Annotated in this window: 19 protein-coding genes and 2 pseudogenes; 7 read left to right on the forward strand and 14 right to left on the reverse strand. The window is 71.1% G+C overall.

Features of this window, described 5'->3' with window-relative positions:
- From R6V09_RS17020 to R6V09_RS17030, 3 genes and pseudogenes are all read right to left on the reverse strand, one after another.
- Positions 1 to 353 (reverse strand): annotated as a pseudogene (locus R6V09_RS17020) (ATPase); the annotation flags it as partial.
- Positions 354 to 607: 254 nt separating this feature from the next.
- The gene (locus R6V09_RS17025) at positions 608 to 1,285 is read right to left on the reverse strand and encodes a uracil-DNA glycosylase (RefSeq protein WP_317882255.1); all 678 of its coding nucleotides are present in this window, start codon (positions 1,283 to 1,285) and stop codon (positions 608 to 610) included.
- 163 nt (positions 1,286 to 1,448) lie between these two features.
- Positions 1,449 to 2,599: pseudogene (locus tag R6V09_RS17030) on the reverse strand (WD40/YVTN/BNR-like repeat-containing protein).
- Positions 2,600 to 2,814: 215 nt separating this feature from the next.
- On the opposite strand from R6V09_RS17030, the gene R6V09_RS17035 reads away from it, so the two are divergent.
- Positions 2,815 to 3,399, forward strand: a complete 585-nt coding sequence (locus R6V09_RS17035) for an Rv1733c family protein (protein WP_317882256.1) — start codon at positions 2,815 to 2,817, stop codon at positions 3,397 to 3,399.
- 77 nt (positions 3,400 to 3,476) lie between these two features.
- Here the strand turns inward: R6V09_RS17035 and R6V09_RS17040 are convergent, their stop codons facing one another.
- Positions 3,477 to 5,537, reverse strand: a complete 2,061-nt coding sequence (locus tag R6V09_RS17040) for a HEAT repeat domain-containing protein (protein ID WP_317882257.1) — start codon at positions 5,535 to 5,537, stop codon at positions 3,477 to 3,479.
- A gap of 86 nt (positions 5,538 to 5,623) precedes the next feature.
- Positions 5,624 to 7,291, reverse strand: coding sequence for an acyl-CoA dehydrogenase family protein (locus R6V09_RS17045; protein ID WP_317882258.1), 1,668 nt, complete (start codon positions 7,289 to 7,291; stop codon positions 5,624 to 5,626).
- 88 nt (positions 7,292 to 7,379) lie between these two features.
- Here R6V09_RS17045 and R6V09_RS17050 point away from each other — a divergent pair, with 88 nt between their 5' ends.
- Entirely contained in the window at positions 7,380 to 8,135 is a 756-nt protein-coding gene (locus R6V09_RS17050; RefSeq protein ID WP_317882259.1) for a PaaX family transcriptional regulator C-terminal domain-containing protein, read from the forward strand.
- A 39-nt stretch (positions 8,136 to 8,174) separates the two neighbouring features.
- On the opposite strand, the gene R6V09_RS17055 is transcribed toward R6V09_RS17050, so the two are convergent.
- Together R6V09_RS17055 and R6V09_RS17060 are read right to left on the reverse strand one after the other, a co-directional pair.
- On the reverse strand, positions 8,175 to 8,969 hold the full coding sequence (locus tag R6V09_RS17055) for a pectate lyase (RefSeq protein ID WP_317882260.1): 795 nt from the start codon (positions 8,967 to 8,969) through the stop codon (positions 8,175 to 8,177).
- Between the two features lie 32 nt (positions 8,970 to 9,001).
- Entirely contained in the window at positions 9,002 to 9,952 is a 951-nt protein-coding gene (locus R6V09_RS17060) for a pectate lyase family protein (protein WP_317882261.1), read from the reverse strand.
- A 237-nt stretch (positions 9,953 to 10,189) separates the two neighbouring features.
- On the opposite strand from R6V09_RS17060, the gene R6V09_RS17065 reads away from it, so the two are divergent.
- Both R6V09_RS17065 and R6V09_RS17070 read left to right on the forward strand, forming a co-directional pair.
- A complete protein-coding gene (locus tag R6V09_RS17065) occupies positions 10,190 to 11,518 on the forward strand; it encodes an extracellular catalytic domain type 1 short-chain-length polyhydroxyalkanoate depolymerase (protein WP_317882262.1) in 1,329 nt (442 codons plus the stop codon).
- A gap of 64 nt (positions 11,519 to 11,582) precedes the next feature.
- Positions 11,583 to 12,863, forward strand: a complete 1,281-nt coding sequence (locus R6V09_RS17070) for an SGNH/GDSL hydrolase family protein (RefSeq protein ID WP_317882263.1) — start codon at positions 11,583 to 11,585, stop codon at positions 12,861 to 12,863.
- Here R6V09_RS17070 and R6V09_RS17075 read toward each other — a convergent pair.
- Together R6V09_RS17075 and R6V09_RS17080 are read right to left on the reverse strand one after the other, a co-directional pair.
- Complete coding sequence (locus R6V09_RS17075; protein ID WP_317882264.1) at positions 12,860 to 14,209, reverse strand: nucleobase:cation symporter-2 family protein; 1,350 nt, start codon at positions 14,207 to 14,209, stop codon at positions 12,860 to 12,862. The genes R6V09_RS17070 and R6V09_RS17075 overlap by 4 nt on opposite strands.
- Before the next feature lie 125 nt (positions 14,210 to 14,334).
- On the reverse strand, positions 14,335 to 15,681 hold the full coding sequence (locus R6V09_RS17080) for an FAD-dependent oxidoreductase (protein WP_317882265.1): 1,347 nt from the start codon (positions 15,679 to 15,681) through the stop codon (positions 14,335 to 14,337).
- 227 nt (positions 15,682 to 15,908) lie between these two features.
- Here R6V09_RS17080 and R6V09_RS17085 point away from each other — a divergent pair, with 227 nt between their 5' ends.
- Positions 15,909 to 16,385, forward strand: a complete 477-nt coding sequence (locus R6V09_RS17085) for a DUF6214 family protein (RefSeq protein ID WP_317882266.1) — start codon at positions 15,909 to 15,911, stop codon at positions 16,383 to 16,385.
- A gap of 26 nt (positions 16,386 to 16,411) precedes the next feature.
- On the opposite strand, the gene R6V09_RS17090 is transcribed toward R6V09_RS17085, so the two are convergent.
- Positions 16,412 to 17,119, reverse strand: a complete 708-nt coding sequence (locus R6V09_RS17090) for a TetR/AcrR family transcriptional regulator (protein WP_317882267.1) — start codon at positions 17,117 to 17,119, stop codon at positions 16,412 to 16,414.
- 260 nt (positions 17,120 to 17,379) lie between these two features.
- Here R6V09_RS17090 and R6V09_RS17095 point away from each other — a divergent pair, with 260 nt between their 5' ends.
- Entirely contained in the window at positions 17,380 to 17,628 is a 249-nt protein-coding gene (locus R6V09_RS17095; RefSeq protein ID WP_019069429.1) for a DUF2630 family protein, read from the forward strand.
- 156 nt (positions 17,629 to 17,784) lie between these two features.
- On the opposite strand, the gene R6V09_RS17100 is transcribed toward R6V09_RS17095, so the two are convergent.
- From R6V09_RS17100 to R6V09_RS17115, 4 genes are all read right to left on the reverse strand, one after another.
- A complete protein-coding gene (locus tag R6V09_RS17100; RefSeq protein ID WP_317882268.1) occupies positions 17,785 to 18,480 on the reverse strand; it encodes an HAD family hydrolase in 696 nt (231 codons plus the stop codon).
- Positions 18,477 to 19,145, reverse strand: a complete 669-nt coding sequence (locus R6V09_RS17105; RefSeq protein ID WP_317882269.1) for a phosphatase PAP2 family protein — start codon at positions 19,143 to 19,145, stop codon at positions 18,477 to 18,479. The genes R6V09_RS17100 and R6V09_RS17105 overlap by 4 nt, the downstream gene beginning before the upstream one ends.
- A 59-nt stretch (positions 19,146 to 19,204) precedes the next feature.
- Complete coding sequence (locus R6V09_RS17110; protein WP_317882270.1) at positions 19,205 to 20,140, reverse strand: M56 family metallopeptidase; 936 nt, start codon at positions 20,138 to 20,140, stop codon at positions 19,205 to 19,207.
- Positions 20,141 to 20,239: 99 nt separating this feature from the next.
- Complete coding sequence (locus tag R6V09_RS17115; protein ID WP_317882271.1) at positions 20,240 to 20,788, reverse strand: DUF5134 domain-containing protein; 549 nt, start codon at positions 20,786 to 20,788, stop codon at positions 20,240 to 20,242.
- Positions 20,789 to 20,972: 184 nt separating this feature from the next.
- Between R6V09_RS17115 and R6V09_RS17120 the strand changes: the two genes are divergently transcribed.
- Positions 20,973 to 22,543, forward strand: a 1,571-nt coding sequence (locus R6V09_RS17120) for an FUSC family protein (protein ID WP_317882272.1), incomplete at its 3' end; no start/stop codon positions are given.

A 22,543-nucleotide genomic window follows, 5' to 3' on the forward strand; every position in this document is an offset into this window, starting at 1 on the left:
GCGACCACGGCACCGGGCCGTGCCCCGAGGGCGCCGACATAGGCGGTGACGGCATCGGCGACCAGCGCGACCGTCCGCACCCCGAACTCCCGCGCCAGCGCACCCGGCAACTCGTCCCGCAATCCCTCCCCGAGAGTGGCGAGCCCGGTGGCCCCGATCACGGCCGTACCCCACTCGACGCCCCCGGTCGCACCGGCCAACGCCCGTACCATGGGCACCAGTTGCTCCATGAAATGCCCGGCGTCGATCCCCCGAGCACCCGTCCGCACAGGCTCCCCGGACGCGAGCGGCACGGACACCGGACGCCCGACCTCCCCTACGACGACCCGCAGCCCGGAGCCCCCGGAGTCCACGGCGAGAAACCTGACGCCGGCATCCTGCGCGGGAGGAACAGCGGGAGGAACAGCGGGGGGAACCGGCTCCCGGAGCCCACCCGGCGAACTCCCGGCCGCGGCGCCCGCGCTGGCCGATCCGCCGAGGGACACCGGCCCATCGCCCGAATTCGCCTCGGCGGTACCGGCCCCGACGGTCCCGCGAACGGACACCGGCCCGTCCGGCGCCCGCGGCGATTCCGCCACGCCGTCCGGACCGTCGTCCCCCGGACCGGTCACGGCAGGCGCCAGTCCACCGGTTGTCCTCCCTGCCGGACCAGCAGGTCGTTGGCGCGGCTGAAGGGACGGGAGCCGAAGAAGCCGCGGTCGGCCGACATCGGGGACGGGTGGGAGGACTCCACCGAGGGCAGGTCGCCGAGGAGAGGGCGCAGGTTGCGGGCGTCGCGGCCCCACAGGATCGACACCAGCGGCTTGCCGCGCCCGGCCAGCGCCCGTATCGCCTGCTCGGTGACCTCCTCCCAGCCCTTGCCGCGATGCGCGGCGGGACTGCGCGGGGCCGTGGTCAGCGCCCTGTTGAGCAGCAGCACCCCCTGCTGACTCCACGGCGTCAGATCGCCGTTGGACGGCTGGGGCAGCCCCAGGTCCGTGTTGAGCTCCCGGTAGATGTTGAGCAGGCTCGGCGGCAGTGGACGTACCTCGGGGGCCACCGAGAACGACAGCCCTACGGCGTGCCCCGGGGTCGGGTACGGATCCTGTCCGACGATCAGGACGCGGACGTCGTCGAAGGGCTGCTGGAAGGCCCGCAGGACATTCGGCCCGGCCGGTAGATAGGTGCGCCCGGCGGCGATCTCCGCGCGCAGGAAGTCCCCCATCTCGGCGACGCGTCCGGTCACGGGTTCCAGGGCTTTCGCCCAGCCCGGTTCGACAATCTCATGCAACGGTCGTGGTGCCACGGGCGTCACCCTACTGCCGTACACGGCTCGACGATCAACCGGTGGCCCGAGCCCGACCGAGAACGACCGAACCGTGGGCCCGCGTGAACGAAGCCTTGCCATAAGGCAGTTGCCGACGAGGGAGCTGCCCACGAGCGAGTTCCGCGCAGGGGAGTTGCCGCCCTCATGCGACCACCGCGGCGCGTACGCACAGCACATCGGGGAGATGGGACGCCAACTGCCGCCAGCTGTCCCCGTCGTCGTCCGACGCGTACACCTCGCCGTTGCGATTGCCGAAGTACACGCCCGCCGGGTCCGCGCCGTCCGTGCACATCGCGTCGCGCAACACCGTGCCGTAGTGGTCCCCGGCCGGCAGCCCCGCCGACAGCGGCTCCCAGCTTCTGCCCGCGTCGGCCGTACGGAAGACCCGGCACCGGTGCCCGGCGGGTACCCGGTCCGCGTCCGCGTTGATCGGGAACACATAGGCGGTGTCGCCGCGATGGGGATGGGCCACCGCCGCGAAGCCGAACGTGGACGGCAGTCCCTCGCCGATGTCCGTCCAGTGCGCGCCCGCGTCGTCGCTGCGGTACACGCCCCAGTGGTTCTGCAGATACAGCCGGTCCGGGGTCGCCGCGTCCTGCGCGATCTTGTGCACGCACTGGCCGAACTCCGGGTTCGGATCCGGCAGGTACGACGCGGAGACACCGGAGTTGGACGGCGCCCAGCTCGCGCCCCCGTCGAGCGTGCGGAACACCCCGGCCGTGGAGACGGCGACCGTCACGGCCTTCGGGTCGCGCTCGTCGGTGAGGACGGTGTGCAGTCCCTCTCCGCCGCCGCCCGGCACCCAGCGCGAGCGGGTGGGGTGCTCCCAGAGGGGACGGACGAGGTCGAAGCTCTCGCCGCGGTCCTCGGAGCGGTACAACGCCGCCGGTTCCGTACCCGCGTACACCACGTCGGGTTCCGCCGCGGCCGGGTGCAGCTGCCACACCCGCTCCAGTGAAGCCCCAGTGTCTTTGGGGAACTTGACGGCCGGCCGCTCCGGCTCGACCCACGTGCGCCCCAGGTCGTCGGAGTGGAACACGGACGGACCCCAGTGGGCGCTGTCACCACCGGCCAGCAACCTCGGCGTGGCGCCCCGCGTGTCGACGGAGACCGAATACAGCGCCTGCGCGTTGAAGTACGGACTCTCGTCGAACTCCCAGACACCACCCCGCCTGCGCCCGATGAACAGGCCTTTTCGCGTCCCCACCGCGAGCAGCACCTCGGTCATGACGATCGCCTCCACCACGTTTTTGGCCACTTCGCCCTCTCACCCGCCAGTCTGCACCCCGCCACTGACAGTCACCCCCGGAACCGACGTCACCGCAGGTCAGATGCCCGATCCGGGCCCGCAGGGCAGATCCCGGGGACCCCTCTCGCGAAAAGCCCGCGAACACCTCGTCAGCCATGGGACCGTCGAGTCGGGGTATTCGTCGTGAGCATCGAGGAGGCGTCTCCCGTATGGGAGGGCGGTTCGGCATGTCAGTGCGTTCATGAGGAGGATGCCTTCGATGGCGTTCCGAGGTCCGAAGGTGTGGCTGTGGCGGTGGCGGCGCAATCCGCTCAAGCGCCGCGCCGATGCGGTGGAGTCGTGGATCGTGCTCGGTGCTTGGCTGATCACCGTCCTGGCAGGTGTGCTGGCAGGTCTGACGGCGACCGGGTCCGTCGAACACGAACTGGCCCAGGAACGCGTCGAGTGGAAACCAGTGGTGGCACTGGTGACCCAGGACGCGCCCGGCCCCGAGCCGGCGAACTCCGGCAGAACGAACAGCGAGCTCGTCTGGGCGAAGGTCCGCTGGACGGCCGTGGACGGTTCCTCGCACACCGGCCAGATCCGCGTTCCTTCCGGCAGCGGCATCGGCACTCCGGTGACCATCTGGACCGACCCGCAGGGCCATCTGGTCACCAAGCCCGCCACCGCGTCCCAGGCCCAGCTGCGGGCCGCGCTGATCGGCACCCTGCTGGGAATGGGCGCGGCGGCCGTCCCCTTCATCAGCGCGCGCGCCCTCCGGATCCGGCTGGAACGCCGGCGCATGGACCAGTGGGACGAGGAGTGGGCACGTTTCGGCCCGTTGTGGAGCGGTAAGACGGGCTGAGCAGGACGGGCTGTCCGCCCGGCATGGCATGAGCGCCCCTGGCACGCAGGTCGACGCAGGGGCCCTCGTCATGCCCGTCACCCCTCCCCGCCATGTCCGTCCTGCCTGCCGTGCCCGCCCGCTGCCACCTCCCGGCAGGCCTCCAACAGCCGCTCGTCCTCCAGAACGTCCTGGCTCCCATGCCCGCCGGCCCGCGCCAAATGCCTTCGCGGAGCGGCGAGTTCCGCCTCCACCAGGTCATGCAGGGGCGCCCCGGCGGCCCCCATGCCGACCAGACACGCAGCAACAGCGCCCCGCACACACGGATGCTCGCTCCAAGCCGACCGCAGCACCGGAAGCACCCTCTCCGCATCCCCGGTCACCCGCCACAGCGCCCACGCGCCCGCGACCCGCTCCTCCACGCACTCCGACTCGACCATCCGCGCCGGCCCGTCCGACGCGACCCGCGCGGAGCCCCCCACCCGGGCCAGCACCTCGGCGGCCACCCGGCGCCGCCGCCCGTCCGAACTCGCCAACTCCCGCAACAGGGAAGGCAGTACGGCCGACGCGTCCCCCTCCACCGACCACAACGCACTCGCGGCGACACCCGCACACTCGGACTCCAACAGCCCTCGCAGTACTGGTACGACGCCCTCCGCCCCGACCCCGAACACATCGAGCGCCCGGACCGCCGACTCCACGACCCGCTGCCCGGACCGCACCCCGTCCGGCATCCCGCGCAACAGCCGCAGCACCTCCGGCACGGCCTCCCGGTCGGCGAGCGCGGTCAGCGCGGACAGCAGTGGTACGGCACGGTCGGACGTCTCGGGGGAGTCGAGGGGCACTCGGCCGAGCCGGTTCCGCAACGCCGGGGCGAGCGGTGCGGCGGAGCGGCCCAGGTGGACGATCACCCGTCCCAGGTCGTCGGGCACGACGGGCCGCGCGAGCAGCTCGGCCAGTACCGGTGCCGCCCGTGAATCGCCGCTGCGGGCAAGGGCCTTGAGCGCGCCGCCCAGGGCCGGAGCCCCGCGCTCCCAGCGCTGCGTCCACAGGTCGGGGCGCGCGATCACCAGCGCGTGCAGGTGATCGGCGGCCGGCGCGGCCAGGTGGAAGAGTTCCCCCAGCACCGACAACGCGGCATCGTGCAACCGGTAGGCCTCTGTGCCCAGTTGCTCACCGACCAGCGCGACGAGTGCCGAGCAGTCGGCCCGCCACTCGCGGAACAGTGCCGCCGACATCCACACCCCGTTGCACCGGTCGGTGGGATCCGGACCGGTCAACTGCCCTTCCAGCAGGGCGATCCGATCGGCCACCCGTCCGCCGAGCGCGGTGTGCAGCGTGCGCACCAGTTGCGCGCCCTCCTCGTCCGACGGCCGCAACCGCCGTAACCGCCCGGCGAGCGTGTCCGAGTGCGGTTCCGGATGGTCGATGTCCTGCGGTACACAGGGGCCCGACCGGCGCCGCTCGGACCGTTCCCCGAGCAGCCCGACGACGGTGGGGACCAGGTCGACGGGGAGCAAATCTGGCGCGCAGCCCGCGAGTTGGCCGAGCGCGGCGAGCCGTAGCCCGGGCTCGTACGGCGGAACTCCGAGTGCCAGCAGGGTGTCCAACGCCTCGGCGGCGCGGGCCGGATACCGTCGTGCGAACAGACCGAGTCCTTCGACGAGGGCGAGCAGAACCCCGTCGTCGCGCTCGACCGTGATCCGCTGCCGCAACAGGCTCAGTACGCGCACGGGTCGATCGAGGAACCGGACCAGCCCATCGGCGGCGGCCCGGCGCACTCCGGGGTCCGGATCGCCGACGAGCACGGCGAAGACTTCGGCCTCCGCCCGAAGGACGGCATCTGCCGGCCGGCACCCGCCGCCCTCTCCTTCCTCCGGCCCATACCCCCGTCCGATGCCAACCAGAAGCTCCACCAACTCGCCCCGCTCCGCAACCCTTTCGTCAGCGGCGAGCGCGAACAGAAACGGAACGCAGGCGAGTGTCGAGTCGTACACCATCCCTTGGTGGTGCACCGCGCCGTACATCCCGTCGAGCGCGCTCGCCCGCTCGACGGGGTCCGTGGCGGCCAGTCCCCTGAGCAGTCCTGGCACGTCCGCTGCACTGCCGTACGCATGGCGCAGCGAGGCCCAGTCGACCTCGTCGATCCCCGTGAACACGTTGCCCTCCCCAGACGAAGTGCCAACTGATCGCGAGTCTGCACCACGCCACTGACAACGAAGCGGAATCGAGAGGTGACCGAGGGTCAGTCCCCGTCGGGCAGGGCGCGGGAGAGGATCGCGCCGAGGTCCGCGGAGTCGGGGAGCGTGCCGAAGGCGTGCCCCCAGTCGCCGCCCAGCCGGGTCGCGCAGAAGGCGTCGGCGACCGCGGGTGGGGCGTGTCGGACCAGCAGGGAGGCCTGGAGGGTGAGCGCCATCTGCTCGACGAGGCGGCGCGCGCCCGTCTCGGTCGCCTCGCTCAACCCGCTCCTCAACCGGCTCACCGCCGCGTCCAGGCGGGCGTCCGCGCCCCGCGCCAGGGCGAGTTCGGCGAACAGGGCCTCCGCCGGGCCGGGGTCCCGGCTCAACGCCCGTAGTACGTCAAGGGCGTTGACGTTCCCGGAGCCTTCCCAGATGGAGAGGAGGGGGGCCTCGCGATAGTGCCGGGGCATGCCCGAGTCCTCGACGTAGCCGTTGCCGCCGAGGCACTCCAGGGCCTCCGCCGTGAAAGCCGGACCGCGCTTGGTGACCCAGTACTTGCCCACAGCGGTGGCGATCCGGCGGAACGCCGACTCGGCGTCGTCCCCGCGCACCGCACGGTCCGCCGCCCCCGCCAGCCGCAGCGTGAGGGTCGTCGCGGCCTCCGACTCCAGCGCCAGATCGGCCAACACGTTGCGCATCAACGGCTGTTCGAGCAGCCGCGCGCCGAACGCGCCGCGGTGGCGCACATGGTGGCCCGCCTCGACGAGTGTCTTGCGCATCAGCGTCGACGACATCATCACGCAGTCCAGACGGGTGCAGTTGACCATCTCGATGATGGTCTTGACGCCGCGCCCCTCGGGTCCGACCAGCCAGGCGACGGTGCCGTCGAACTCGGGCTCGGAGGACGCGTTGGACCGGTTGCCCAGCTTGTCCTTCAGCCGCTGGATACGGAACACGTTGCGGCTGCCGTCGGGCAGCACGCGCGGCACGAGGAAGCACGACAGGCCGCCCGGGGCCTGTGCCAGCACGAGGAACACGTCGCACATCGGCGCCGACGTGAACCACTTGTGCCCGCGCAGCGTGTACACCCCGGGTTCGGCGGTGGGAGCGGCCGCGGTGGTGTTGGTGCGGACGTCCGAGCCGCCCTGCTTCTCGGTCATCCCCATCCCGGCCAGCAGCCCGCGCTTCTCGGCCGGGACGCGCAGGACCGGGTCGTACACCCGGCTGGTGAGCAACGGCTCGTAGACCGCGGCCAGTTCGGGCTGGGCGCGCAGCGCGGGAACGGCGGCGTACGTCATCGACGTCGGACAGCCGTGTCCGGCCTCGGTGTGTCCCCACACCAACCCGCCTGCCGTACGGGCCACATGGGCACCGGGGCGCTCGTCCGCCCAGGGCGCACCCGCCAGCCCCTCGGCGACGGCGACCCCCATCAGCCGGTGCCAGCTCGGGTGGAACTCGACCTCGTCGATCCGGTTGCCGTACCGGTCGTGCGTGCGCAGCTCCGGCTCATGCCGGTTCGCCTGCTCACCCCACTCCTGCGCCTCCGCACTGCCCGCCGTCCGGCCGAGCCGCCGCACGTCCTCCTCGGCCCAGCCGGCGCCCTCCCGGCGCAGCCCCTCAAGCAGAGCGGTGTCCTCGGAGGCGTCGTACGGGGTCAGGGGCGGGGGCTGGTTGGTGACGTCGTGCGTGGCGTTCCGGGGCTGCGGCGGTGTGTGCGCGATTGTCTGGGCCATACGGTCAGTGTTGCACTATCTCTGCGGTCGCATCAATGATGTAACACGAGAACCGCCACGTAGAGTACGAGGCCATGCTTACGAGGTCATGCGGATGAACGAGTCGGAAGGGCCCGGCGAGGTGGACCTGCGCCCGCTGTCAGCGCGCTCGGTCGTCCTCAGCCTGCTCCTGGGCACGCATCCGCCCGAGCTGCCCGTACGGGATCTGCTGCGCGCCGTCGAGCCGCTCGGCGTGGCCGGATCCACCCTGCGGGCCGCGCTCAGCCGGATGGTGGCCGCCGGGGACCTGCGGAGCACGGACGCGGTCTACCGGCTCAGTGACCGCCTGCTGGAACGCCAGCGCCGCCAGGACATCGCCGTACACCCCGAAACCCGCCCCTGGGACGGCGACTGGGAAATGACCGTCGTCACCGCGACCGGCCGCGGCCCCGCCGAACGCGCCGAACTGCGCGGCAGGTTGACCGCCCTGCGGCTCGCGGAACTCCGCGAGGGAGTCTGGCTCCGCCCGGCCAATCTGCTACGACCCCGACCGGACGAACTCGGCGCGGTCGCCCGGCACTTCACCACCCGGCCTGAGGAGCCGGCCCGCGAACTCGCCGCGAACCTGTGGCCACTTGACTCCTGGGCGAAGACGACCGAGACGCTGCTCGACCGGATCACCGACACCGCCGACCGCCCGGCCGACCGTTTCACCGTACTCGCCGCAGTCGTACGCCACTTGCTCGCCGACCCGGTCCTGCCCCCCGAACTCCTGCCCGTCGACTGGCCGGGCCCCACCCTGCGCGCCGAATACACCCGTCACCGGCGGGAGTTGATCGCGGCCGTGCTGGGAAACCCGGTGTGACCCGAGGAACCCGGCACGGCCGCCTTCATCGCGGTGGGCTCACTTGTACGTGATGTCCGAGGTCGCGTACTTGCAGTAAGTGCCGTCCGCGCCGGTGCCGTTGGTCGTCGGCTCCGCGCCCGTGTTGTTCCCGATGTACTTCTGGCAGGGGATCATCTTCTTGCTGGTGTCCCCGACGATCGTGATGGCCTTCAGGGTCGCGCTGTCGCCGTAGTTGGTGTTGATGCCGACGATGCGGCTGCCCTTGTACGTCGCCTCGATGGTGTTGAGGTTGATCGTGCGCTTGTACTGCGTCTTGCAGTTGCCGCACGAGCGGACGAACGTACCGAAGGTCTGCGCCGCGAAGTTGGAGACGTTGAGCGTTCCGGCGCCGTTGAACTGGAACACCTTGTCGCTGGCCTCCTTCGCGCCACCGCCGGAGACGGTGTACACGTTGGACGACGAGGAGCCCAGGAAGGTCGCCGCGTCCTCGCCGACGTCCTCCCACCACACGTTCTGCAGCGTGCAGGCGCCCAGGCAGTGGATGCCGTCGGCGGCGGGGGAGCCGATGATGACGTTCTTGACGACGGCGCCAGGGGCCAGCTCCAGGATGGGGCCCTGGTCCTCGTCCTGGCTGCCCGTGCCCAGGTCGCCGCTGCCGTACAGGCGCAGCATCCCGTAGTCCTTGGTGCCCGAGACCGAGATGGTCGAGGTGACGGCCTGGCTGCCGCTCGCGGTGGGCCAGGTGGCGGCACTGGCCGGCGAGAGCGCGCCGGATGCCATGATCATGCCAAGCGAAAGTCCGCAGGCCGTCGCCGCGCCGGTGAGCGCGCGTGGCCGTAGGGAAGAAGTCATGTCCCGATTCCTTCTCCGAGGTGGGGGATTGGTCAGAGCTTTCCGGTGCCCGCGCCGGACGTCACCGAGGCGACGACGGTCGAGGCGGGCTCGGCGGTGTAGCTGTAAGGCGGGCTGGTGAACGTGCCGACCTGTGAGATCTCGGTGGCGGCTCCACCGAGGTCGTTGCCGCTGAGGTTGGCGTAGCCGTCCACGTCGCTGTCCCGGTTCGTCGTGACGGCGACCTCCGTGTCGCGGAAGACGTTGTTCTGGACGAACATCTGGGCGCCCATGCGCGAGTGCACTGCGGTCTCGGCGCCGACGACGTAGTTGTCGTAGAAGTGCCCGGTGCCGAAACGCAGGCTGGGGATACGGGAGTTGACCTGGTCGAACCAGTTGTGGTGGTACGTCACCCGCAGATGCCCGGTGTCCTCGCTCGCGTTGTTGTCGCTGTGGCCGACGAGCGAGCCCTTGTAGTGGTTCTTGAAGGTGTTCCAGGAGACGGTGACGTAGTCGGAGGCGTGGCTGATGTCGACCAGGCCGTCGTAGTAGTCCTTGCCGTGGTCGAGGTCGGACGAGAAGGCGTTGTGGTCGATCCACACCTTCGTCGAAGCCTGCACGGTGATGCCGTCGGCGGGCGCGACCGGCTTGCTGATGTTCAGGTTGCGCACGACGACGTTCGTGACCTTCTTCAGGCGCAACCCACCACCGGTGAACCCGGACGCCGAACCGACGCCCAGGACCGTCGTGTTGGACCCGATGTCGACCTGACCGCTCAGTGAGATCAGGCCGTTGACCTTCACCACCTTCGAAGTGCTGCCGGTGACCGCCGACTTGAAGGCGTCCAGCGTCGACACCGTGACCGCCGCGGCACTGCCGCCGCCGGTCGTCCCGGCACCGAAACCGACCGGTGAGGCGTCGGCCGCCGATGCGGACCGGGGGAGCGCGAGCACGGCGACGACGGCGAGAGCGGCCACCGCCGGAGCTGATCTGCGAGTACGCATGCGGGTGCGTCCCTTCGGGGGGCTTGAGTGATCGAGTACGTGAACGATGTACGCCGTGAAGGACCACGCGGTCACACTTCTGAACGGAACGTAGGGTGCAAGCGCTTTCTAGTCAACGCCCCGCGCGAAACTATTCGGAGTGTGGGAGCGCTTCCATGGCATCCATGTCCATGTCACGATGCCGATTGGTCTCCCCGAAAGATGCCGCACGAGCCGCGATCAGGAAGGGACGAAGACGTGCGCCCCACAGCCGTCGGCAACACCCCCAAGTCCGCCGGAAAACCGCCCCGTTCGGTACTCGTCGCCCTCTTCGGAGCGCTGGTGCCCTTACTCGCGGCCCTGACACTCATGGCACCCCCGGCCGCCGCCCGCACCGAGGCCGTCCCCGCCGCGGCCCTCACCGAGGTCACCGGCTTCGGCGCCAACCCCAGCAACCTGCAGATGTACGTGTACGTCCCGGCCGCCGTCACCGCCCACCCGGCGGTCGTGGTCGCCGTGCACTACTGCGGAGGATCGGGCCCGGCGATGTACTCGGGCACCGAATACGCCGCGCTGGCCGACCAGTTGGGCTTCGTCGTCGTGTACCCGTCGGTCACCCGCGCCGGCAAGTGCTTCGACGTCTCCTCGCCCCAGGCCCTGCACCGCGACGGCGGCAGCGACCCGGTCGGCATCAAGTCCATGGTCGACTGGGTGAAGAGCACCTACTCCGCCGACCCGAGCCGTGTCTTCGCCCTGGGCATCTCCTCCGGCGCGATGATGACGAACGTCCTGCTCGGCGACTACCCCGACGTGTTCGCGGCCGGCGCCGCCTTCGCCGGCGTGCCGTTCGGCTGCTTCGCCACCACCGACGGCTCCGAGTGGAACACCGCCTGCGCGGGCGGCACAGTCACCCATACCCCGCAGGAATGGGGCGACTTGGTGCGCGGCGCCGACCCCGGCTACACCGGCCCCCGCCCCCGGATGCAGCTGTGGCACGGCACCGCGGACGACACGCTGCGCTACCCCAACCTCGGCGAGGAGATCAAACAGTGGACGAACGTGCTGGGCGTCGGCCAGACCCCGGCCGCCACCGACTCCCCTGCGACCGGCTGGACCCGCACCCGCTACGGCGCCACCGGTGACCAGCCCCCCGTCGAGGCGATCAGCCTCCAGGGCATCACCCACAACCTCTACACCTACGGCATGGGCGCCCGCGTCCTCACCTTCTTCGGCCTGTCCGGCGGCGGCACCACGCCCCCGCCCTCGACCGGTCCCTGCAAGGTGACGGTCACGACCAGCGCCTGGAACACCGGCCTCACCGCCTCCGTGACGATCACCAACACCGGTACGAGCACGGTCAACGGCTGGCAACTCGGCTTCACCCTGCCCACCGGCCAGACCATCACCAACGGCTGGGGCGCCACCTACAGCCCGGCCTCCGGCACTGTGACGGCCACCAACGCGTCGTACGACGGCACGATCGCCCCGAACGCGAGCGCGACCATCGGCTACCAGGCGAACCACACCGGCAACAGCACGGCGCCCACCGCCTACACGCTCAACGGGACCGCCTGCGCGGTCGGTTGACCCGCATCCGGGAGTGCGCCCGTTGCCCCTCACCCCCAATTCCTTCCCGAGGAAGGCGGATTCCGTGCAGCCCACGAGACGGACCGCGCTCGTCGCCACGACCTCGGCCCTGTCGGTCCTGGCAGCCCCCAACTTCGCATACGTCGAAGGGAGTTCGACGCATCCCGGCGCGCACTGGGTGAACACCTGGACGGCGATGCCCCAGCTCACCGAGCCCGGCAACCTGCCGCCCGCGCCCTTCACCGGGGCCAGGTCGGTACTGGTCGACACCACCCTGCGACAGACGCTCCGCGTCACCACCGGCGGCCGGACGCTGCGCCTGCGCTTCTCCAACGCCTACGGCGACACCCCGCTGCCGCTCACCGCGGTGACGGTGGCGCTCCCGCCGGACGGCAGGGCGGGAGCGAGCGCGATCGTGCACGGCAGCGGCAGACCGGTCACCTTCGCCGGTCGCGGGTCTGCGACCGTCCCGGTCGGCGCCCAACTGGTCTCGGATCCCCTGGACTTGGACCTGCCCGCCGCATCCGTCCTGACGGTGACGACCTACCTCGCGACGGGCCAGCCGTCGCTCGCGCTCACCTCGCACCCCGGTTCGCGCACGACGTCGTATCTCCAGAACGGAGATCACACACAGGACGCGGACCTGCCCGGCGCGACCCCGGTCGACCACTGGTACCTGCTGAGCGACGTCGAGGTCCTGGCTCCTCGCGCCACCACGGCCGTAGCGATCCTCGGCGACTCGCTCACCGACGGCCGAGGCTCCACGACCAACGCCAACGACCGCTGGCCCGACCAGCTCCACGACCGCCTCCGCGCCCACCCCGCCACCGCCGCCGTAGCGATCCTGAACCAGGCCGCCGGAGGCAACCGGGTCCTCAACGACGGCCTCGGCCCCAACGTCCTCGCCCGCCTCGACCGCGACGTCCTCTCCCGCAGCGGCGTCACCCGCCTCATCGTCTTCGAGGGCGTCAACGACATCGGCACCGCCGACGCGACCCCGGCCGCCCAACACCAGGTGGCCGAAGACCTGTTGGCCGCCTACGACCAGATCGTCGTCCGCGCCCACGCCCAGGGCATCCGCGTCTACGGCGCGACCCTGCTCCCCTTCGGCGGCAACACCTATGACGACCCGGCGGGCGAACGCGAGCTCTCCCGCCGGGCGGTCAACACCTGGATCCGGACGAGCGGCCACTTCGACGCGGTCCTCGACTTCGACCGCGCCGTACGCGATCCGGCCGACCCGAGCCGACTGCGGGAGTCCCTCCAAGTGGGCGACTGGCTGCATCTCAATCCGGCGGGGTACGGCGTGCTGGCCGCGACGGTCCCCGCCCGACTGCTGCGCTAGGCGACCGATTCCTTCGTGGCAGCGGGGGCGGTGGACGAACTGCCCTTCACCGGAAGGTGGTTGAAGACCAGGTTCAGCACGATCGCCGTCAGACAGCCCGCGCTGATGCCGCTGTTCATCACCGTCTGGAACCAGTCAGGGAACTGCGCGTACACCGTGGGTACGCCGACCGGCAGCATGCCCACGGCCACCGAGACGGCGACGACGGTGAGGTTGTGGTTGTCCTTGAAGTCGACCTGGGTCAGGGTGCGGATGCCGCTCGCGGCGACCGTGCCGAACATGACCAGGCCCGCGCCGCCGAGCACCGGTGCCGGTATCGCCGCGACGACCGCGCCGAGCTTGGGCAGCAGGCCGAGGACGACGAGGATGCCGCCGGCGACGGCGACGACCCAGCGGCTGCGGACCCGGGTCATGCCGACGAGGCCGACGTTCTGGGCGTAGGCCGTGTACGGGAAGGTGTTGAAGACGCCGCCGAGGACCGTGGAGAGGCCGTCGGCGCGCAGGCCGTCCGCGAGGGAGCGCGGCTCGATCCTGCGGTCGGTCATCTCGCCGACCGCGATCAGGTCACCGGTCGTCTCGGTCATCGTCACCAGCGCCACCACCAGCATCGACACGATCGCCGAGGCGTGGAAGGTGGGCGTTCCGAAGTGGAACGGCGTGCTGATGCCGACCCAGTCGGCGTCCCCGACCCCGCTGAAGTCCGTGAACCCGAAGACCACGGCGGCCACCAGCCCCACGGCCATGCCGATGAGCACCGCGATCCGGCTCAGGAACGCGGGCGCGAACCGCTGCACACCCAGGACGACCACGAGGACGAAGGCCGCGAGAGCCAGGTTCTTCGGCTCACCGAAGTCCTTCGAACCCTGGCCGCCCGCCGCCCAGTTGCCCGCCGCGGGCAGCAGCGACAGACCGATGATCAGGATCACCGTGCCGGTCACGAGCGGCGGGAAGAAGCGCAGCAGCTTGCCGAAGACCGGTGCCAGGAGCGCGATGGCGAGCCCAGCGATGATCACCGACCCGTAGATCGCGGGCAGTCCGCCGCCCGTCGTACCGATCAGCACCATCGGCGACACCGCCGCGAACGTACAGCCTTGCATGATCGGCAGCCGCACCCCGAACCGCCAGAAGCCGATGCACTGGATGAGCGTCGCGATACCGCACACCAGCAGGTCGGCGGTGATCAGATACGCCAGATCGGCCGCCGACAGCTTCATCGCCCCGCCGACGATCAGCGGAACCGCCACCGCGCCCGCGTACATCGCGAGCACGTGCTGCAGTCCGAAGGCGGCCAGCTGCCGTACGGGTGGGACCTCGTCGACGGGATGCACGGGTGTGGTCGTTGCCATGGGCACTCCTGAGCGGCGGAGAGGGGGAGAAGGGTGGGCGAAACATGTGGACAGCACGAGACCGTAAGCGTCTTGAACAGTTTGTTGATTTCTGGGTTGTTGCCGCTGTGTGTCATGCCCATCTGTTATGTGTGCGACCCACGTACCGCCTGCAGAAGAGCTTCCCAGCCAGGCAGTTTGACCACACCGTCCCGGCCCAGCGAGGCTCCCAGCTCCGCCTCGGCCCGCTCGATGGCCTCCCATCCGGCCCACTCGACCGGCTCGATCCCCTCGGCACGCAGCGCGGCGAGGGGGTCTTCGGATGCTTCCTTCCGTACGAGCATGGCGGCGTCCTCCAGCAGGGACGTCACCGTCTCCTTGGCGTCCGGGCGGTTGGTGCCGATGACGCCTGTCGGGCCCCGCTTGATCCAGCCGGCGACGTACTCGCCGGGCACGGGCAGTCCCTCGCGCAGGACGCGGCCCGCCCGGTGCGGCACGATGCCGAGCTCGGCATCGAAGGGCAGCCCGTCCAACGGCACCCCGCGATAGCCCACCGAGCGCAGCACCAACTGCGCCTCGATGTCCTCCCGTTGACCGGTGCCCTGCACCCCGCCCCGCCCGTCCGGCGCGGTCCGTTCGAAGCGCACCGCGCCCACCCGCCCCGCGTCGGCGAGGAGTTCGACGGGACGGAGGAAGAAGCGGAGGTGGATACGGTGTGGGGATCCCGAGGGAGGCAGTGCCGCCCAGTCGCGCAGAGTCTCCACGTTGCGGCGTTGCGCGGCGGGCAGGGCGGAGGGGTTCAGGCAGTCCGGGTCGAGCGCCAACTCGGCTGGATCCACGGTCACGTCGGTGTCCGGCAGCCCGCCCAGTTCGCGCAGCTCCTTGGTGGTGAAGCGGGCCTGTGAGGGGCCGCGCCGACCCACCATGTGGATGTCCGTCACCCCGCTCGCGGCCAGCGCGGTGAGCGCCGCCTGGGGTATGTCGGTGCGGCTCAGCTCGGCCGCGCCACGCGCCAGCATCCGCGCGACGTCCACCGCGACATTGCCCACGCCGATGACGACGGCCGACCGCGCGCCGAGCACGAAACCGTCGGCGGTGGAGTCCGGATGGGCGCTGTACCAGGACACGAACTCGGTCGCCGACCAGCTGCCCGGCAGCTCCTCGCCGGGAATCCCCAGATGGCGGTCGGTGGCGGCGCCCACGCAGTACACGACCGCGTCGTACAGCTCGCGCAGCCGCGCGGTGGCCAGCCCCCCGGGCCCCACCGGCACCCCGCCGAGGAACCGCACCCGCTCGTGCTCCAGCACCGTCCGCAGATTGTTCTGCAGCGACTTGATCTTCTCGTGGTCCGGCGCCACGCCGTAACGCACCAGACCGTACGGGCACGGGAGCCGGTCCAGGACGTCGACCAGCACCCCGGGCTCCCGCTGGACCAGGCCCTGGGCGGTGTAGACCCCGCTCGGCCCGGACCCGACGACGGCGACACGCAGCACGGCGGAACTCCTCACCCGTCAGGCACACAGGAGATCGCTGACTCGCCAGACCGCTGGCAACTCCAGGGTCCCACCACCGGCGCTCCGCTGACAGGGTGCCGTGCGTACCCGTACGCGACGGGGGCGCGCGTGTCCGTTCGTATGGAATGTGATCATGCGGTTACGTTGCGTGTGTGCTAGAAGCATCCTTTGTTAATCTTTCCGATCGCTGTCCGGAGGACGGCGCGGTGTCCGTGTGGCCCGCGTGGGAAGTGCAGGAGCACGACGGTGCCACCTCGTGGTTCCACGTCCGGCTCGCCTTCACCGACGGCGCCCGGGTCGACGCACTCGCCGTGGTGTCCGACCAGTGCGTCTCCGTCGAGGACGTACGGGCTCAACCGGCCCTGTCCCTCGACGACTTGACGGTGCTGGCCGACTGGATCGAGGGTCCGCTCTTCGAGGCGTGCGGCCTGGAACCGGGGCCAGTGGGCGAAGAGGAGGAAGGGGCCGAGCCGGGCGGAGCGCGCCGGGCCCGGCCGCCCTGGCCGCGTGGCATCGAGGGACGGTGGCTGGTCGCCCAGGAGTACCGCGCCGCACAGGAGGAGGGCGTCGATCCCGTCCTCGCGGTGATGTGCGCGACCGGACACAGCCGACGCCGCTCTCTCCGCCTCATCTCCCAGGCGCGCGACGCGGGCTATCTGACACCTCGTCATGCGCGGCGCTGAGGCGACGAGTTGAGAGGGTGGGCGGGCTATGCCCCCGAGGACTCGGCAGGGCGGCCGTCCGTCGACCGGTCGTCCGCCGACCGGTCGTCCGTAGCGAAGAACCGTGAGAGGTCCGTGTCGGCTGCCGCGCGAGGTGAGCCGGCATCGGGTGGGATCCCCAACTCCCAGTCGAGCCCGTACCGTTCGAACAACTCGGTGCGCAGCACCGGGATCGGCATCGGCACCCCGGGCACGAGCGCCGCGTAGACCGCGCCCATGAGGAGGGCCCGCAGCATCGGGTAGTCGGACGGGACGTTCCCCGACCTGTACCGCGCGATCGTCTCCCCGAGCAGCTCGGCCAGACGCCGCTGCTCCGGGCACTGCACGAAGCCCTCGCCCTGGAGCAGCCCCGCCATGTGCTGGCGCATCAGCACGGGCCGGTCGTGCGCGAGGCCCAGGATCGCGTCGATGGCCCGCGCCATGCGCTCCCGCCCGTCCGTGGTGCGCGGCTCGCGTTCCAGCGCCTCTTCCAGCGTGCAGTGCATCAGCCGGTGCACGGCGGACTGCACGAGCTGGCGTTTTCCGGGGAAGTAGTACGACACCAGTCCGCGGGCCGAGCCGGCCCGGTCCGCGATGTCGCCCAAGGTCGTGGCCTCGAAGCCGCGCTCCCCGACCAGCTCGACCGCCGCTTGCAGAAGCCGCTCCCGGGAACGCCGTCGCAACTCTTCATTGACCGAGGCGCTGCGCGGGGACATGCTGTAACTCCTGCGTTGACTGGCTATCAGCCAACTATACTCAGGACGTACGGGTCCCCGTCGCGAGGGTCCGTCGAATGCTGCCGTCCGTCTGGGGCGACGCGGGGGATCGTCTCAGGCGGGCGGCTCCTTTTCACTCTCATGGTTTCCTGGGGCGACTTTTGGCCGGGCATCGGCGCCGCCTTCTCGCACATCTGTCGCACGGCACGTGAACCGTCCCTAGAGTGGGCACGGGTGACGAGCCGAGGAGGCGCACGGGCATGGACCAGGACCAGCAGATTTTCGCGCGGATCAACGAGATGGTCGACGACGAGCGCAAGCTCCGGGAGGCCCTCGCGTCCGGCACGATCGACAGCACCACGGAGCACCAGCGCCTCGGCCAACTGGAACGTGAACTCGACCAGTGCTGGGACCTGTTGAGGCAGCGCCGCGCCAAGGTGGAGTTCGGCGAGAACCCGGACGAGGCGCGGGTGCGCCCGGAGTCCGAGGTGGAGGGGTATCAGGGGTGACTTCGCGGGCGGGGCGCGGCGGCGGGCGCTGCTGTTGCCTTCGGCCCTGAGGTGTTGCCCTAGGTCCTCAAGGTGTCGCCCTCGGTCCTGAGGCCGGGGTCGGCCCCTGGGCTGGGGGCGGGGGTCGGCTCCTGGGTTGCTGAGGGCGGCCTCGGCTCAGCCCTGACCGGCCAGGTCCAGCACGGGGCGCAGGGCGTCCGGTCGTTCGGTCACCGGGCGGTGGTCCACGAAGTGCACCACGCACCCCAGGGCCGCTGCCCCGCCGTCCGCGCGTCGCTCGTCGCCGACCATCAGCACGTCCTTCGGATCGGCCCCGAGCGCCTCGCAGGCGACCGCGAACAGCCGCGGATCCGGCTTCTGAATGCCGTGTTCGTACGACAGCGCGTATGTGTCCACGTAGGCGTCGAGGCCGTGCTCGCGGAACACCGGCCGCAGATCCCAGCCGATGTTGCTCACCACGCCCACGCCGATTCCGCGCTCACGCAGCGTCCGCAGCACGAATTCCGTGTCCGGGTACGGCGTCCAGGCGGCCGGCGTCATGTGCCGGTCGTACAGCGCGTCGTGCAACGCCGGGTCGGGGAGCGGGACTTGGCGGGAGACGCCGGTGAACGCGGCCCGGTGCAGTTCGGCACTCTGGTCGCGGACCGCCCACACCTCGGCCAACTCGGCGGGCAGCCGCTCCGGTCGCGCCCCACCCGGCATCGCCCCCGCCGACTCCAGTGCCCTCGCCGCCTCGGCCAACTCCGGCTCGGGCAGCGAGATCCTGGTCTCGCGCAGCACGGCACGCAACCAGGACTCGGTGGACTCGATACGGAAGAGGGTTCCGGAGAAGTCGAAGAGGACGGCACTCATGCGGTGATCTTACTGGGCGCCCACACCCGCCGACGTTCGTGCACCCTGACAGCGACCGCCACCACCAACGCCCCCAGAACCCAGCCGCCCACCACGTCCGACGGCCAGTGCACGCCCAGCCACACACGGGTCAGTCCCACACCAGCCACGGAGATCACGGCCAGAGTCATGGCCGTGCGCCACACAGCGCGTCCGGCGCCGTGGTGGTGGAGCAGCCACAGGAGGAGGCCGCAGACCACCGTGGCGGTCATGGCGTGGCCCGAGGGGAAGGCCGCGTAGTGCGCGGAGTCGACGGGGTCGGGCCACACCGGGCGGGGTCGGTCGACCAGTGCCTTCAGGGCCTGCTGCAGCAGTGTGCCGAGTGCACATGTGGCCACCAGCCATAGTGCCGTCCACCATGCGGAACGCCGCCAGATCAGCCACACCATGGTGGCCGCACATACAAGGCGCAGGGTCAGGGGGTCCCAGACCCAGTCCGTCAGGATGCGGCACATATGCGTCACCCGGTGATCCTCGACAGCCCAACGGTGCGTCGTTCCGGCGATCCGGTCGTCGAGGTCGATCAGCGGACGCCATTCGACCGCGACCAGAGTGAGGAGCAGCGCGGAGCACAGGGCCAGGGTGACAGTGGTGTACCGGCGAGTCGGGCGGGACGGACAGTGCATGGAACGATCCTCGCCGATCCGTACTGATCCGTGCCGATCCATGCCGATCTACGTCGACCTCAGCCGAGCGCCCGCAGCCCCGGTACGAACGCCACCAGCACCGGAATCACCGGCACCAGCGCCGCCGTGGCGGTCAGCCCCAGGCGGCGCGTCGTCGTGAGCCGGTCCGGGGGCGTGAGCAACCGGTGCACCCGCTGCGGGACATGGGCCTGCGGGGTCGGGCACGGCCCGAACACCCCACGGTCCTCGTTGAGTTCGACGAGTGCGAGCGCGGTAGTGAGGCGGCCGAAGCGGCGGGAGGCCATGTCGTCGGCGGAGAGTTCGACCAGGCGGTGCATCTCGTCCCGGAACGCGGCGAACACCGGAACCTGCGGAAACCCGGTCGCGAGCGCGGCCGAGCAGTGCAGCAGCCAGTCGTGCCGGGCCTGCGCGTGCCCCTGCTCGTGGGCCAGCAGTGAGTCCAGCTGTCGCCCCTTGAGCCGGCGCAACGCGGCTGTGGTGATGACCAGTTGAGGCGCCGGGCCGGACATCCACCACGCGTCAGGGCGCTCGCCCTCCAGCACGACCAGCGGCTCGGCGCCCGGCTCCTCGCCGGGCAACAGCGGTGCGCGTACGAGGAGTTCGGCCCTCCGTCGTCGACGCCGCGACCGGGCCCGTACGACTTCGCGGACCAGCATCGCCACCGTCCATGCCCCGCCGCACGCGAGGGCCACCGCGGTCGCCGCCGCCCAAGGCCCGGTTGTCACAAGGGGATAGGCGTCCAGGACGGCGTGCGGGGCGTTGGCGAAGACGTGGCCGCGCACGGCCTGCCACGCGGCGGCGGCGCTGAGCGTCATCGACAGGGCGCAGCACAGGAGGACGGCCGCCACGACGCACTGCCACACCCACAGCGCGAGCACCGGCTCATGGTCCGGCCAGTCGGCCCGGGCGAGCAGCCGTGGGGCGACGACGGCGGCCAAGGCGCCGAGCAGCAACAGTGCCGCGGGGACCATCATGGGAGCACCCTATGAGCGCCGCGGTGGTCAGGGGTACGGCTTGTTACGGCAAAGTGACGCAGACCACGATTTCGTACAGTGCCTCGGCTCCCCAGCTCCTCAGAGCGTCAACAACATCGCGACCATGGCGATCCCCATCGACAGCCGGCAGGCCCGGGCCAGTTCCGGTCGGTCGCCCCACCCGACGCTCCCGCCGCCGACGGCCGCGCCGGTGGCGGGCATCAACCGTATGCCCGACAGCAGCACGTATCCCACGAAGTAGAGGAGCAGCACACCTGTCACGAGCGGGACTCCGGAGCCGTCGTGCTCATGGTGGTGACCGGGCGAGGCGCCCATCACGAGCGCCATGTAGACCATGGCGGCGGTGCCCAGCAGATGGTGCACATGGTGCGGACTCCTGCGCGCGGTCCACAGGGCGCGCAGCGCCGCCACGCCGAACACCGCCGCGTAGCCGGGCCAGGCCCACGACGGCGGCGCGAACACCGCGGCCGGCACGGCCATCGCGGCCATTCCGAAGCCCATCAGGGCCTCTCCGCCGGCCGCCCGTCGCTGTTCCTCGACGGGGCTGCGCATCCGCAACAGGCAGTAGGCCCCGGTCGCGGCGCAGAGCGCGACCAGCAGCCAGCCGGGCGAAGCCGGTCCGTGCATGCGCATCCCCCCGTTCCGCCCTTGCTCTCACTCTTCGTAGACGATCGGTCACAGGTTGCCCGTGCCGCACGGGGCGCAATCGAGCGCAACGGTGTACATGGGGAGCACTCGGCGGAGTGCGGCAGGTCGGGGGCGTGTTCGCGCAACTAATTCACGAGTAAAACACCTGCTAAACTTACACTCCATGAGCAGTGCGACCCCCGCCCCCACCCCGCGGGCTCCCCGAGTCCGACGCCTCCCCCTCGCCGGTGTGCTGCGCCTCGGCCGGCCCTCCGACATCTGGTTCAAGCCCGCGCTCAGCGTGGTCGCGTCGGTCGCCCCGCCCAACCTGACTCTGCTTGCCCTGGGCCGCCTCGACCTGGCGATGTACACGATGGCCGGCTCCTTGTGCGCGCTCTACGCCCACAACAAGCCCTACGCCGCCAGGGCTCGCGCCCTGCTCCGGGTGGTGCTCGGGATGATCGGCGGTCTCGCCGTCGCGCTGGTCACCGCCTCCCTCACCACGAACGCCGTCGTGCTGGTCACGGCCGGCGCCGGCCTGGCCGCCGTACAGAAGGGACTGTGCGACGCGACCCGGATCGGCCCGCCCGGCAACGTCGTCCTCACCTTCATCAGCTCCGCCTCGCTCTTCGCACCGCAGACGCTCGCCCAGGTCCCCGGTCACCTCGCGCTCGCCGCCGCGGCGGGCGTCTGGGCGTGGCTCGTCGGCATGGCACCCGGCCTCGTCCGGCCCTACGGCCCCGAGCGGCGCGCCACGGCCCAGGCACTGGACGCTGCTGCCGCGTACGCCGTCACGCATGGCGCCGTAGGCGGCGAAGCACACGGCGCCGGAGCCGGCCGTGCCCGCGCCGCCGGAGTCGAAGATGCGCAGGTGCCCGGCGCTGAGGGCGGCAGCAACGTACGCGCACAAGCACGCGCGCGTGCCACCACGGCAGCAGCCATCCACGCCGCCTGGCAGTCCCTACTCGCCGCCGGTATCCGCACCGATACCGCAACGGGCACGGGCACCCATACCGCCACAGCGACCCGCACCACCCCCCGGCGTGCCCTCGAACGTCTCGTCGTCCGTGCCGAGGTCGCCCTCGCCGCGCCCGCGGACACCGACCCGGAGCTGCTGCGGACCTGGGCCCGCGAACTGCGCGGCAGGGGACCGGTCCCGCGGACCGACGACCCGGTGGGCGCCGTAGCCGAACTGCTCGGTGTGGACGCCGAACTCGCCACCCCCGCCCGCCCGTTGTGGACCAGGCTCGGCCCACTCGCCCCCCTCGTGCTGCGCACGGCGATCGGCTGTGCGCTCGCCGGTTACGCCTCCCTGGCCCTCGGCGTCGGCCGCCCCTACTGGGCCCTCGTCACCGCCGCCTCCCTCTACCAGGCCAACATCACCCTCACCTGGGGCCGGGGAGTGCAGCGGGTCGTCGGCAACCTCGTGGGCGTGCTCGTCTTCGCCGGGGTGGCGCCGCTCGCCCACAACCGTCCGGCGGTCCTGGTGCTGTGCTGCCTGGCGTTCAACTTCGGTGCCGAGGCGCTGATCGGCCGCAACTACTGGCTCGGCGGCGTCTGTGTGACCCCGATGGCGCTGCTCATCACCGAGTTCGCCCGAACCCAGCAGCCCGGGGAACTGATCACTGAGCGGGTCGTGGACACCCTCGTCGGCGCCCTGGTCGGCCTCGTGGCCGCGGCCACGGTCACCAATCGCCGCGCGACCGACCGCGTCGAGGAGGCGCTGACCGCGGCCGAACAGGCGCGCGGGCGGGC

It is taken from the genome of Streptomyces sp. W16, assembly GCF_033194735.1.
GTDB lineage: Bacteria > Actinomycetota > Actinomycetes > Streptomycetales > Streptomycetaceae > Streptomyces.